Source organism: Arthrobacter sp. NPDC058192, from assembly GCF_042883665.1.
In the GTDB taxonomy this organism is placed as follows: Bacteria; Actinomycetota; Actinomycetes; order Actinomycetales; family Micrococcaceae; genus Arthrobacter.
On the sequence record NZ_JBHVVJ010000018.1, the window covers coordinates 38,647 to 51,673 of the forward strand.

Annotated in this window: 12 protein-coding genes; 3 read left to right on the forward strand and 9 right to left on the reverse strand. The window is 66.1% G+C overall.

What is annotated here, in order from left to right; all coding sequences use genetic code 11:
• Window positions 1-604: 604 nt before the first annotated feature.
• The gene (ychF, locus tag ACFVVK_RS17235; RefSeq protein ID WP_390269579.1) at window positions 605-1,690 is read right to left on the reverse strand and encodes a redox-regulated ATPase YchF; all 1,086 of its coding nucleotides are present in this window, start codon (window positions 1,688-1,690) and stop codon (window positions 605-607) included.
• Between the two features lie 129 nt (window positions 1,691-1,819).
• Between ychF and ACFVVK_RS17240 the strand changes: the two genes are divergently transcribed.
• Window positions 1,820-3,118: a DNA recombination protein RmuC gene (locus tag ACFVVK_RS17240; protein WP_390269582.1), complete on the forward strand. Its 1,299-nt coding sequence runs from the start codon at window positions 1,820-1,822 to the stop codon at window positions 3,116-3,118.
• Window positions 3,119-3,161: 43 nt separating this feature from the next.
• Here ACFVVK_RS17240 and ACFVVK_RS17245 read toward each other — a convergent pair whose 3' ends face one another.
• On the reverse strand, window positions 3,162-4,250 hold the full coding sequence (locus ACFVVK_RS17245) for a 4-hydroxy-3-methylbut-2-enyl diphosphate reductase (RefSeq protein WP_390269585.1): 1,089 nt from the start codon (window positions 4,248-4,250) through the stop codon (window positions 3,162-3,164).
• Window positions 4,247-5,119, reverse strand: a complete 873-nt coding sequence (locus ACFVVK_RS17250; RefSeq protein WP_390269588.1) for a hypothetical protein — start codon at window positions 5,117-5,119, stop codon at window positions 4,247-4,249. Before ACFVVK_RS17250 ends, ACFVVK_RS17245 begins: the two co-directional genes overlap by 4 nt.
• A 251-nt stretch (window positions 5,120-5,370) precedes the next feature.
• On the opposite strand from ACFVVK_RS17250, the gene xseA reads away from it, so the two are divergent.
• Window positions 5,371-6,669, forward strand: a complete 1,299-nt coding sequence (gene xseA, locus ACFVVK_RS17255; protein ID WP_390269591.1) for an exodeoxyribonuclease VII large subunit — start codon at window positions 5,371-5,373, stop codon at window positions 6,667-6,669.
• Between the two features lie 59 nt (window positions 6,670-6,728).
• Window positions 6,729-6,959 carry an exodeoxyribonuclease VII small subunit gene (locus tag ACFVVK_RS17260; RefSeq protein ID WP_390269594.1) on the forward strand — a complete coding sequence of 77 codons (231 nt, stop codon included), beginning with the start codon at window positions 6,729-6,731 and terminating at the stop codon, window positions 6,957-6,959.
• A 51-nt stretch (window positions 6,960-7,010) separates the two neighbouring features.
• On the opposite strand, the gene ACFVVK_RS17265 is transcribed toward ACFVVK_RS17260, so the two are convergent.
• From ACFVVK_RS17265 to ACFVVK_RS17290, 6 genes are all read right to left on the reverse strand, one after another.
• A complete protein-coding gene (locus ACFVVK_RS17265; protein ID WP_390269597.1) occupies window positions 7,011-7,865 on the reverse strand; it encodes a polyphosphate kinase 2 family protein in 855 nt (284 codons plus the stop codon).
• A 69-nt stretch (window positions 7,866-7,934) separates the two neighbouring features.
• Entirely contained in the window at window positions 7,935-9,155 is a 1,221-nt protein-coding gene (locus ACFVVK_RS17270) for a pyridoxal phosphate-dependent aminotransferase (protein WP_390269600.1), read from the reverse strand.
• 114 nt (window positions 9,156-9,269) lie between these two features.
• Window positions 9,270-10,232 (reverse strand): ABC transporter substrate-binding protein, encoded by a 963-nt coding sequence (locus ACFVVK_RS17275; protein ID WP_390269603.1) that lies wholly within the window; start codon window positions 10,230-10,232, stop codon window positions 9,270-9,272.
• Window positions 10,229-10,975, reverse strand: a complete 747-nt coding sequence (locus tag ACFVVK_RS17280) for an ABC transporter permease (protein WP_390269606.1) — start codon at window positions 10,973-10,975, stop codon at window positions 10,229-10,231. The genes ACFVVK_RS17275 and ACFVVK_RS17280 overlap by 4 nt, the downstream gene beginning before the upstream one ends.
• A complete protein-coding gene (locus tag ACFVVK_RS17285; protein WP_390269609.1) occupies window positions 10,972-11,736 on the reverse strand; it encodes an ABC transporter permease in 765 nt (254 codons plus the stop codon). Before ACFVVK_RS17285 ends, ACFVVK_RS17280 begins: the two co-directional genes overlap by 4 nt.
• Window positions 11,736-12,827 carry an ABC transporter ATP-binding protein gene (locus ACFVVK_RS17290; RefSeq protein ID WP_390269612.1) on the reverse strand — a complete coding sequence of 364 codons (1,092 nt, stop codon included), beginning with the start codon at window positions 12,825-12,827 and terminating at the stop codon, window positions 11,736-11,738. Before ACFVVK_RS17290 ends, ACFVVK_RS17285 begins: the two co-directional genes overlap by 1 nt.
• Window positions 12,828-13,027 lie beyond the last annotated feature (200 nt).

Here is a 13,027-nt window from a genome sequence, read left to right on the forward strand (position 1 = left end):
CCTGCTCCGTAAGCCGCATCCCCCAGGATGAGTCGACCTCGGCAAGGCCGGAACCGACGAGGATCGCTATCGCCGTCTCAACCCTTTCCTGGGAGGGGACGTCGGCCTGCAGCATGTCCCACCCCGGCAGCAGCTCACCGAGCGACGAGGAGCGCCGCCCATCGTGAAGCAGGGTCACGAGCGTTGCGGCGTCATCCATGTTTATGCGTTCCACGCCGATCAGACTAGCGCACCCCCGCACCGCATTCGGCAGCGTCCGGTACGCATGGGAACTGGATTCACCCGCGGCGTGTTCCTGGGTGAATACCGAGGCCGCGACTTTTGCGTCCGGGTTTGAGAATGCCGGCGGCGGTTCTTAGGAAGACGCTGTGCTGAACGGGTTTTTCATAGGTACCTGGGTGAGAACACCATATCTCTGTGAGCATCGTTCATAACAACGGGCAACCGAGACCATATCCTGCCGGGCGAACGGCCTGTATCGCGCCTCGCTGTAGTCGCGGGCCATTGAGTAGCTGAGGAAGAGCATCAATCCTTTTACAAGAAAAAATGCCGCCCTCATGCGTTTGCACGGAGGGCGGCATTTGTACCGATTCAGGCGAAGAATCTATACATTAAATCTAAATTCCACGACGTCGCCGTCAGCCATTACATATTCCTTGCCTTCGATCCGAACCTTGCCTCGGGACTTCGCCTCCGCCATGGACCCGGCGTCGATGAGGTCATCGAAGGAGACGACTTCGGCTTTGATGAAGCCGCGCTGGAAATCGGAGTGGATCACGCCGGCGGCCTGCGGTGCGGTGGCCCCCTGCGGGATGGTCCAGGCCCGGGTTTCCTTGGGTCCTGCGGTCAGGTAGGTCTGCAGCCCGAGGGTGTGGAAGCCGACGCGTGCCAGCTGGTCCAGCCCGGATTCGTCCTGGCCGTTCATTTCCAGCATTTCGCGGGCCTCTTCCTCGTCGAGTTCAACGAGGTCGGATTCGAGCTTGGCGTCGAGGAAGACGGCGTCCGCGGGAGCAACCATCGCCCGCAGTTCTTCCTGCTTCTCCGGGCTGCCAAGGATTCCCTCGTCCGCGTTGAACACGTAGATGAACGGCTTGGCGGTTAGGAGGCCGAGCTCCTTGAGGTGCTCCATCTCCAGCTTGTCGCTCTGGATCGAGGAGTAAATGGTGTCGCCACGTTCCAGCACGGCCTGGGCCGCCTTGATGGCAGCCAGCTCGGCGGCTTCCCGCTTCTTGATCTTGACTTCTTTTTCGATCCGGGGAATCGCATTTTCGATCGTCTGCAGGTCAGCCAGGATCAACTCGGTGTTGATCGTCTCCATGTCCGAGCGAGGATCCACCTTGCCGTCGACGTGGATGACGTCGGGATCATCGAAGACGCGGACAACCTGGGCTATGGCCTCCGCCTCGCGGATGTTGGCGAGGAACTTGTTTCCCAGGCCTTCACCCTCGGACGCGCCCTTGACGATCCCGGCGATGTCGACGAAGGACACGGGAGCGGGCAGCAGGCGCTGGGATCCGAAGACGGCGGCCAGTTTGGCAAGACGCGGGTCCGGCAGGTTCACGACACCAACGTTGGGCTCGATCGTGGCGAACGGATAGTTCGCGGCGAGCACCTGGTTGCGGGTCAGTGCGTTGAAGAGAGTTGATTTGCCGACGTTGGGCAGTCCGACGATGCCAATAGTAAGAGCCACGAGGAGTAATTCTACCGGTTTTAGCCGGGGCTCCGCGACGGCCCTGGTCCGCGGCCCGCTTCCCGGACTGCCGTGCCGCCCTCAGGGCGTCGGGCGGAAACTGTCACAGGGGCGTGCCAGAGTGAAGGCATGGACGTTTTTGCATTGATTCTTTCCCTGCTCATGCTGGTCGTCGGCGCAGTCGCCGGCGCCGCGGTGGTCTACGTACTGCTCCGGCGCCGCACCGTCGCCGTGGAACAAGACTTCGACGGCGTATCGGCGCGGCTTTCCGAGGTCAGCGCCCAGTTCGCCGCGGCCGACGCCGAGCGGCGCCTGCTCGCGGCGCAGAACAGGGAGCTCGGCGACGCCCGGAACCAGGACGGCAGTGTGCTGCGGGCGTTGGCCCCGGTGGCGGAAAAACTCGCGGCCGTGCAGCAGCAGGTATCCCTGCTGGAACGCGACCGGCTGGAGCAGTACGGCCAGCTGGCCCAGCAGCTGCAGGAGGCCCGGCTGTCCGACGAGCAGCTGCTGCGCTCCACGCATGCCCTGGAATCGGCCCTGCGCTCCAACAGCGCCCGCGGCCAGTGGGGTGAGGTCCAGCTCCGCCGGGTGGTGGAGGCAGCAGGCATGCTGCGGCACGTCGATTTCCATGAGCAGGTCCACAGCGGGCAGGCCCACGGCGCAGGCTCGGACGGCAGCGTCCGGCCGGACCTCGTGGTGCAGCTGCCCGGCGCCAAACAGCTCGTGGTCGATGCGAAGGTTCCCCTCGCGTCATATCTGGCCGCGCAGGAGCTGGGCGCATCCCGGGCCGGCCAGCAGCCCACGCAGGTGTCCGAAAACCAGCAGGTGCACCTGGCCGCCCATGCCAAGGCCCTCAAGGCACACGTGGATGCCCTCGGCAACAAGAAATACTGGGATATCCCCGGCAACTCACCGGAGCTCGTCATCTGTTTCCTTCCCGCGGAGTCCATCCTGGCCACCGCGCTCACGGCCGACCCGGGACTGCTGGACTATGCGCTGTCCAAGAACGTCGTCCTGGCCTCGCCCGGGAGCTTGCTCGCGGTGCTGAAGGCCGTGGCGTTCACGTGGCGGCAGGACGTGCTGACGGACAGCGCCCGGGAACTCTTCGAGCTCGCCCGGCAGCTCTACGACCGGATGGGCACGCTCGGCGAGAACGTTACGAAGCTGGGGTCCTCGCTGAAGACCTCGGTGGAACGGTACAACTCCATGGTCGGGACGCTCGAGGCGAGGGTCCTGCCCACTGCCCGGAAGTTGAACGCCTTGGAAGCCACCGGCCTGGTCACTCCCCCCGCTGTCGAGGTCACGCCTCGGGCGGTCGCCGCACCGGAACTGCAGGCCGGCCTCGGACCGGAAAGAGCCGGATCGGACAGGGTCGAAGCTGAAGCGCTCGAATCGGACAACGTTGAATCGGAGGAGTCAGCGGCGTAAGCCGGAAAGGGCGCCGCACCGGCGTGCTCACACCGGCCGGCGCCTAGGACCGTTCGGTGCGGGTTCCGCGGCCGCCAAGGGCGCGGGAGACGTCGCCGGCTTGCTTCAGGGTGGCCCGGAGTTCCTTCGGCAGCGAGAAGAGCAGGTCTTCCTCCGCCGTGACGACTTCCTCGACCGATCCGTAGCCGTAGTCGGCCAGGAGCCGCAGGACGTCCTTGACGAGCACCTCCGGGACCGAGGCCCCCGACGTGACGCCCACAGTGGCGACGCCCTCAAACCACGCCTCGTCGACCTCGTTGGCGAAATCGACACGGTAGGAGGCCTTGGCACCGTATTCCAGCGCCACCTCCACGAGCCGGACCGAGTTCGACGAGTTGGCGGACCCGACCACGATCACGAGGTCTGCCTTGGGTGAGATTTTCTTGATGGCCACCTGCCGGTTGGTGGTGGCGTAGCAGATGTCGTCGCTGGGGGGATCCTGCAAGGTGGGGAACCGCTCCTTGAGGAGGCGGACCGTCTCCATCGTTTCGTCCACGCTCAGGGTGGTCTGCGAGAGCCAGATGACCTTCTCGGGGTCGCGGACCGTGACCTTGTCGACCTCATGCGGGCCGTTGATGATCTGGATGTGTTCGGGCGCTTCGCCGGCAGTGCCTTCGACTTCCTCATGGCCGTCGTGGCCGATCAGCAGAATGTCGAAGTCATCCTTGGCGAACCGCACGGCCTCGCGGTGCACCTTGGTGACCAGCGGGCAGGTCGCGTCGATGGTGCGCAGGCCGCGGTCCTCGGCGGACTGCACGACCGCAGGCGAGACGCCGTGGGCGGAAAAGATCAACAGGGCACCCTCGGGGACCTCGTCTGTTTCGTCGACGAAGATGGCGCCCTTCTCCTCCAGGGAGCTGACCACATGGACGTTGTGCACGATCTGTTTGCGGACGTAGACGGGCGGGCCGTAGTGCTCCAGGGCTTTTTCCACCGCAATGACCGCGCGGTCCACGCCGGCGCAGTAGCCGCGAGGGGCCGCCAGCAAGACCTTCTTGGGACCGGAGACAGGGGCTACCGCCAGAACGTCTTCCGGTGAACGCCGCCGGCGCGGAACGGATGGCATCGGAACGGAGACAGCGGTGGTGGTCATGCTCCCATGCTACCGGTGTTCGATTTGCCCCGGCTGCGGCCCTCGGCAACACCGACAGCGATCCCCACGACCAGCAGGGCGGCTCCCGCCACGGCAGCGACGACGATCCACTGGCCGAAGCCGGCCGAACACGCCGCGACGAACTCGTTCTTGAAGAGCTCCGCTACATCGTTGCCGCTCGACGTCCCGGCGACGGCGGCGCCGGCAAGGTCGCTGCCCAGTTTCCATAGCCCCGCCAGCACCAGCAGACCGACTCCGATGCCGGCCAGGACGGTCCCCCGGCGCCGGGCCGCAACCAGCGCAAGCACGAAGGCGATGCCGGCGCCGACTGCGACGGCGTAGCCCATCGGCGCGAAGGCGGTGACCTGCGCGATGAGCTGGCGCTGGTTGGACTGGCCCATGTGGATCAGCACCTGGCCGGGAGCCTGCAGCGGAAGCTTGGTCGCGTCGGAAACCTGCTTCGCCACCAGGCCAACGAGCGGCGCCACGTCCAGGGTCAGCGACGAGCCCCCGTCGGCCTCCGGCGGCAGGGTGTTGGGGTCGGCAAACGTGAGCCGGTGGCTCTTGCGCAGCGTCTCGGCCCAGGCGTCGGAGTAGCCCGGCAGCCCGGTAAGCGACTGTGCCGCACTGTCCAGGACCGGCCGGGCAAGTTCGGTGAGGGCTTCGGGGATCTGGGCGGCCGACGCCAGGCTGTCGACGGCGGCCGTGGCCAGCCGCTGCTGGAAGGCCGGGTCCTTGCCCAGCGGGGCGGTCAGGACGACGAAGCCTTCTTCCTGGACAATGTTCCGGTCTACCCACATGGCTGGAACGGCGACGGCTGCCATCAGGAGTCCGACGAGTACGGCGGCGGCGGAGACAAATGTGCGCAAAGGATTCCTAGGGAGTCGTTGGGATCTCCCATCCTATGGTGGGGGCGGGGAGGCCATAAAGTCGGCCCCCGGTGGTAGAGCTATGGATAGAGTTGAACGAGAGAACGCCCGCTGCCGGCGCGGCCCCCCGCCGGGGAGGCCCGCACCGGCAGTCCAAGGCAGGACACGCAGTTACGGGACACGCGGCAACGGAAACAGGCAAAGGACACGCACGCATATGCACAAGGCACACTCCGCCCCGGAGACCACCCATGCCTGAGAACGCGGCGGCAGCCACCACGCTACCGGCCACTGCGGCTCAAACCAGCCCGGACAACCCTTGGCCGCTGCAGCTGCTGTCCCAGAAGCTCAAGATGCATATCGACCGCGCCCCCTCGGCGTGGGTCGAGGGGCAAGTGATCGAGCTGAACCGGCGCGGCAGCAACGCCTACCTGACGTTGCGCGATATCGACGCCGAGATCTCGTTGCCGGGCTCGGTCTGGACTACGGTATTGGACCGCCAGGACGTTCCGCTGGAGCGCGGCTCCCGGGTTGTGGCGCTGATCAAGGCCGAATTCTGGCTCAAGACGGGCCGGCTGAACATGTCGGTGAAGGACATCCGCCCAGTGGGGCTGGGCGATCTCCTGGCGAGGATAGAGCGGCTGCGCCAGGCCCTCGCGGCGGAAGGGCTCTTTGCCGACTCCCGCAAGAAACGGCTCCCCCTGCTCCCGCACCGGATCGGACTGATCACCGGGCGGGATTCCGATGCCAAGAAGGATGTGCTGCGCAACGCGGCGCTGCGCTGGCCCGCCGTCGAGTTCGAGATCCGCGAAGTCGCGGTCCAGGGCAACACCGCCGTCGCCCAAGTGGTCGCGGCGTTGCGGGAGCTCGACGCCCGGCCCGAGGTCGACGTCATCGTCATTGCCCGCGGCGGAGGCGCCCTCGAGGACCTGTTGCCTTTCAGCAGTGAGGAACTCATCCGGGCCGTCTCGGACGCGTCGACGCCCGTCGTCAGCGCCATCGGGCACGAAGCCGACCGGCCGATCCTGGACGACGTCGCCGACCTCAGGGCTTCAACCCCTACGGACGCCGCGAAGAGGATCGTTCCGGATGTGGCCGAGGAACTTGCCCGGGTCAGGCAGGCGCGCGATCATCTCCGGCGCGGCGTCACCCGGCTCGTGGAGCGCGAGGGCGACCGGCTGGCGTCCCTGCGCTCCCGCCCGGTCCTGCTGTCCCCCGACGTCATGATCACCCATCGCCACGAGGACGTCGAACGGCTCAAGGTCCGCTCGTACTCGGCCGTCAGCACCGCCGTGGTGCGGGCCGCGGACCAGCTCGTCCACCTCAAGGCCCAGGTGCGGGCGCTCTCTCCGCAAAAAACACTCGACCGCGGCTATGCGGTGGTCCAGCTGGCGGCCTCAGCAGCCGACTCCACAGCCGGCCCGGGCACGCACCGGGACGTGGTGCGGGACCCGGCGCAGGCGCCCGCCGGCACGGACCTCACCGTCCGGGTAGCCGGGGGCCGCTTCACCGCGCAGTCGACCGGCGGCCAGGAGCGGGCCGCAGAGTGACCCAGGCCAGCACCCGCCCCGTTACATCCATCAGCACCCCGACATTCAAGGAGGCCCCCGTGGCAGCAGAACCGATTCCGAACGGCGACATCGAAGCACTGAGCTACGAGGACGCCCGCGAGCAGCTGGTAGGCGTGGTCAGCAAGCTGGAAGCCGGCGGCGCCAGCCTGGAGGAGTCACTCGCCCTCTGGGAACGCGGCGAGGCGCTGGCCAAGCGCTGCGAACAGTGGCTGGAGGGCGCCCGCAAGAGGCTGGCCGCGGCCCGCGAGCACGCGGCGGAGAAGAGCTAGGCACCCCGGTCCTCAGCCCCAGTCTTCAGGACCGATGTTCAGGACCCCAGTTCAGGACCGCCGCACCAGTTCGCGTTCCATGTCGACGTCGAACTCCGGAACCGGCCACTTAAGTTCCATGCTTTGGAGGGCTTCCAGGAGCAGCTGCTGAACGGCGATGCGGGCGTACCATTTTTTGTTGGCGGGGACGACGTGCCACGGGGCGTGCTCGGTGCTGGTCCTGTCGATAGCCTTCTGATAGGCGTCCATGTAGTCCGCCCAAAAGGCCCGTTCCTTCAGGTCGCCGCCGCTGTACTTCCATTGTTTGGCGGGGTTCTCCAGCCGGGCCAGCAGCCGCTCCTTCTGCTCGTCGCGGCTGATGTGCAGCATCACCTTGACGATCTTGGTCCCGGCCGCGGTCTGGCGGGCTTCAAACTCGTTGATGGCCTGGTACCGGCGTTCCAGTTCCTCGGGGCTGGCCCAGCGGTGGACGCGGTGAATCAGGACGTCCTCGTAGTGTGAGCGGTCGAAGACCCCGACCATCCCGGCGCCCGGCACTTCCTTCTCGATCCGCCACAAAAAGTCGTACGACTTCTCCTCCGGAGTGGGCGCCTTGAAGGACTTCATCTGCACACCGTGCGGATTCATGGCGCCCATGACATGCGTGACTATGCCGCCCTTGCCCGCGGTGTCCATGGCCTGCAGGATCAGCAGGATCCGTTTGGTCCCCCCGAAGCGGGACTCCGCGAAGAGCTGTTCCTGCAGCTCGGCGAGCTTGCCGTCCAGCTCCTCCAGCAGCTGCTCGCCGTCGGGCTTGTCGCCGTCGAAGCCGGGCGTCGAGCCTGGGTCCAGGTTCTCCAGGCTGAAGCCCTTCCCGACTCCCAGGAGCTTCGAGGGATGGTCATCGAATGTCGCGGAGTTTGCCATCAATGCCTCTTTCCGGTCGGTGCAGCCGTGGTCCCGAGGCGAAAGCCTCGTTGCGCTGCTGACCGAAGCCTAGTTCCCCTTGTACCGGCTCAGGAAGTCCGCCATCCGGTTGATTGCTTCCTCGAGGTCCTTGACGTTGGGCAGGGTCACCATCCGGAAGTGGTCCGGCCGGACCCAGTTGAATGCCCTGCCGTGGGAAAGGAGGATTTTCTGCTCGCGGAGCAAATCCAGGACGAATTTCTCGTCGTCGCGGATGTGGTAGACCTCAGGGTCCAGCCGCGGGAACAGGTACATGGCCCCGCGGGCCTGCTGCGTGCTGACGCCGGGGATGGCGTTGAGCATCTCGTAGGCCTTGTTTCGTTGCTCGAGCAGGCGTCCGCCCGGCAGGATCAGGTCATTGATGCTTTGATAGCCGCCGAGGGCAGTCTGGATGGCATGCTGGGCCGGCACATTGGCGCACAGGCGCATGTTGGCGAGCAGGTTGATGCCCTCGAGGTAGTCCGCGGCGCTCTTCTTCGGCCCGGAGATGGCCATCCAGCCGGCCCGGAATCCGCAGACCCGGTAGGCCTTGGAAAGCCCGCTGAAGGTCAGGCACAGGACGTCGTCACCGGTGAGCGAGGCGAGGTTTACGTGCACCGCGTCTTCGTAAAGGATCTTCTCGTAGATTTCGTCGGCGAACAGCACGAGGCCGTGCTTCTCGGCCAGGGCGACGATCTTCTTCAGCGTCGCCTCCGGATACACCGCCCCGGTCGGGTTGTTCGGGTTGATCACCACGATGCCCTTTGTGCGGGGGGTGATCTTCGCTTCCATGTCCTCAAGGTCGGGCTGCCAGCCGGACTCCTCGTCACAGAGGTAGTGCACGGGTTTGCCGCTGGCCAGGGCAACCGAGGCAGTCCACAGCGGGTAGTCCGGGGTGGGGATCAGGACTTCGTCGCCGTCGTCGAGCAGTGCCATGAGCGACATCGTGATCAGTTCACTGACGCCGTTGCCGAGATAGATGTCATCGACATGGATGTTCTGGATTCCGCGGGTCTGGTAGTACTGCGAGACGGCGGTGCGTGCAGAGAAGATGCCGCGGGAGTCGCTGTAGCCCTGGGCATGGGGCAGGTGGCGGATCATGTCCACCAGGATCGCGTCCGGTGCTTCAAACCCGAAAGGGGCCGGGTTTCCGATGTTCAGTTTGAGGATGCGGTGACCCTCCGCCTCCATCTGCTGGGCGGCCTGAAGAATCGGTCCACGGATGTCGTAAAGGACATTATGTAGCTTGGTGGACTGCTTGAATTCTGCCATTCATCAAATATGCCATATGAAGGATGTTCTCCCGTTGAGACATGGCTCACAAGCGGGCTTCGCATTGACAACGACGCCGGCGGCCGGGCCCGCGGCCCGGCCGCCGGCTCGCGGCTACTGCTTGACCAGACCCTTCTCCTTCAGCCACGCATCAGCGGCGTCTTTCGGGTTCTGCTTCTGGCTGCCGCTGACGGCACGGTTGAGGTTGATGAGGTCTTCCGTGGTGAGGACCTTGGACACGGCGTTGAGGGTTTCCTTCGCCTTGTCCGTCATCTTGGCCGTGTTGTAGAGCGGGAGTACCTGCTGGGCGATGAAGTTGTTCTTCGGGTCCTCCAGCACCACAAGGTCGTTGTCCGGGATGGACGGGGTGGTGGTGTAGATGTCCGCCACCTGGACCTGGTCCGAGAGCAGGGCCTTGAGCGTGACGGCGCCGCCGCCGTCGCTGAACGGCTCGAGTTTCTTCGGCACGCAGTTGTAGTTCTTCTTCAGGCCGGGCAGCCCGTAGGCGCGTTCGGCGAAGGTCGCCGGGGCGCCGAGGACCATCTCGCTGCAGACCTTCGCCATGTCTTCGATGGACTTCAGTTGGTTCTTTTCGGCCGTGGCCTTGGTGACCACCATGGCGTCCTTGTCCTCGGCCTTGGAAGCGTCCAGCACGGCCAGGCCCTGCGGAAGTTTGGTCGGGAGCGCCTTCGCGATGTCGTCGGCGGAGACCTCGGTGGCGTCCTTGTTCACGTACAGCAGCAGGTTGCCGCTGTAGTCGGGAACGACGTCGACCGACCCGTCCTGGACGGCCTTGAAGTAGACCTCGCGGGAGCCGATATTCGGCTTGGTGCTGGCGGTGACACCCGCGCCATTCAGGGCGCCGGCATAGACCTCGGCCAGGATCTGGCTCTCGGGGAAGTCTGCGGAGCCGATCACCAGGGCGCCGCCGGAAGCTGGGGCGCCGCTGCTCGCGGGTGCCGAGCTCAGCGGGTTGGATGAGCCCCCGCAGGCGGACAGGGCCATGGCCAGGCCGACGCCGGCGGCCAGGCCGCCGAATGCGCGCCTGCCAAGGGTTCGTTGGCGGGATTCCTTCATGACGTACCTCCTTGAACGGCAGTCTCCGTGTAGACGGAGTCTGTGAGATCAACCGCAGCCTGCTGGCGGCGGTTCGACTGGGCAGAGGCGCCCCGTGACAGGAACAGCCTCTGGATGAGGGCAAGGACAAGGTCGACGGCGATGGCCAGAGCCGCGATCAGCAGGGAGCCGCCGAGCATCTGCGGGAAGTCGGACAGTACCAGGCCGTCAAACAGGTAGCGGCCCAGGCCGCCGAGGTTGATGTATGCCACCACCGAGACGGTGGCGATCACCTGCAGCACCCCCGTCCGGAACCCGCCGTACATCACGGGCAGGGCGTTCGGGAACTCTGCGCGGAACAGCACCTGCCATTCGGTCATGCCCATGGCGCGGGCGGCGTCCACCACGTTCTTATCGACGCTGGAAATCCCCGCGTACGTGCCGGCGAGCAGGGGCGGGACCGTCAGGATGACGAGCGCCCAGATCGGCGGCATCAGCCCGATCCCCGCCAGCAGGACGAACAGGGTGAGCAGGCCCAGGGTGGGTAGGGCACGCAGTGCGCCGGCGAACGCCACGACGGCGACCCGCCCGCGGCCCGTGTGGCCCACGTAGAGTCCCACCGGCACCGCGATAGCCAAGGCAATCACCATAACGAGCCCCGTGTACGCCAGATGCTCGGCCAGCCGGACCGGAATCCCGCTGCTGCCGCTCCAGTTTTCCGGATCTGTGAGCCAGGCGAAGGTGTCCGTGACGACGTTGTTCATGCCGCGCCCCCTGCCTTGGCCGCGGAGGGGAGCCCCGCGGCGCCCAGCGGACCGGGCGCCCCATCACCGGACACGCCGTGACCGGACGCCTCGTCCCCTGCACCGGGTTTCGTGGTCCCGGCCGGCCGGGACGCCCGAGTCCACGGCGTCAGCAGACGTTCCAGCAGCACCAGGACGGCGTCCATGAAGAGCGCGAGAATCAGGATCGCGATGATGCCCACCACTACTTCAGTGACGAAGTCCCGCTGCAGGCCCGAAGTGAAGAGCATCCCGAGGTTCCCGATCCCCAGCAGGGCCGCGACGCTGACCAGCGAAATGTTGCTGACGGAGACCACCCGCAGCCCGGCGAACATCACCGGGAGGGACAGCGGCAGGTCAATCTGGACGAACCTGGCGAATGGTTTGAAGCCCATGGCGGCCGCGGCCTGGCGGAGGTCCTCATCCACCGAATCGAAGGCGTCCAGGGCAGCGCGGACCAGCAGCGCCACAGCGTAAATGGTCAGGGCGACCACCACGTTGACGGGATCCAATATCCGGGTTGCGAGGATGGTCGGCAGGATGATGAAAAGCGCCAGCGACGGAATTGTGTACAACAGCGAGGACCCGGTGAGCACGGCGGAGCGTCGGGCACGGCCCTGCCGGGCGAACTGTGCCAGCGGGATGGAGATCACCAGGCCCAGGACCATCGGCAGGACGGCGAGGACAAGATGCTGGCCGGCAAGGGTGAAGACATACCCGCTGTTGGCCAGGAACCATTCCATCAGAGCCCCCCGTGCCGGACGCTGCGGTCCGATTCGATCACGGCGAAGACCTCGGCCGCGGCAATGACCCCTGCCGTCCGTCCCTCGTCATCGACGGCGACGCCCAGGCCCGACGGGGAGGACAGGGCCGCGTCCAGGGCCCGTCGGAGCGTGTCCCCCTTGCGGAAGAGGGAGCCGCCGGGAACGATTTCCGCGCCTTTGCCGGGGCCGGCCCAGCCCAGCGGACGGAGCGCGTCGTCGACCACCAGCTGCCACTCCCCGGAGCCGCCTTCGGTCTGGAGCTGTCCGGGCGTGACCGTGGAGACGGGGTGGATGGTGACGCCGTCGGACGGACTGAAGGCAAGGTGCCGGAACCCGCGGTCGCGGCCCACGAAGGAGGCGACGAATTCGCTCGCCGGTGCCCGCAGGATGTCCTGGGGGGCGGCGTACTGCGCCAGTTTGCCGCCGAGGCCGAACACGGCCACTTTGTCGCCCAGGACGGTGGCCTCGTCAATGTCGTGGGTGACGAAGACAATCGTCTTGGCCAAGTCGTGCTGGAGCCGGAGCAGCTCCTTTTGGAGTTCATCGCGGACCACGGGGTCCACGGCGCTGAAGGGCTCGTCCATCAGCAGGACGGGCGGATCGGCCGCGAGCGCCCGGGCGACGCCGACGCGCTGCTGCTGGCCCCCGGACAGCTGGGACGGGTAACGCCTCCCAAGCGATGAGTCCAGCCCGACGACGTCGAGCAGCTCCTGCGCGCGCTTGCGGGCATCCGCCTTGGACACGCCGTTAAGCCGGGGCACGGTGGCGATGTTGTCCAGCACGGAGCGGTGCGGCATCAAACCGGATGACTGCATGACGTAGCCCATGGACCGCCGCAACTGCGCCGCCGGCATCGAGGTGACGTCGGCCCCGCCAACAGTGATGGTGCCGGACGTGGGCTCGACCATGCGGTTGATCATCCGCAGGGAGGTAGTCTTTCCACAGCCGGAGGGTCCGACGAAGACCGTGATGGCGCCCTTGTCGATGGACATGGTCAGCCCGTCAACGGCGGCCTGGCCGCCCTGGTACTGCTTCGTGACGTTCTGGAACTCGATCATGGCTTCGGCCATTTCCGGGCTTACCTAACTGTTGGCGGCAACATCGGTGGGACCGGCCCACTGATCGGCAGTGGACTGGCCATAAAGCAGTTAGCACCTAGACTAACCAGCACCCATGACAATGTCAGCGGCGCCGTGGCTCCTGTAAGGCTTCGGAAACACAACGATTTCGGATGGGTAGGACGCCGGAGAGGCTTCCCGCCGGACGGTGC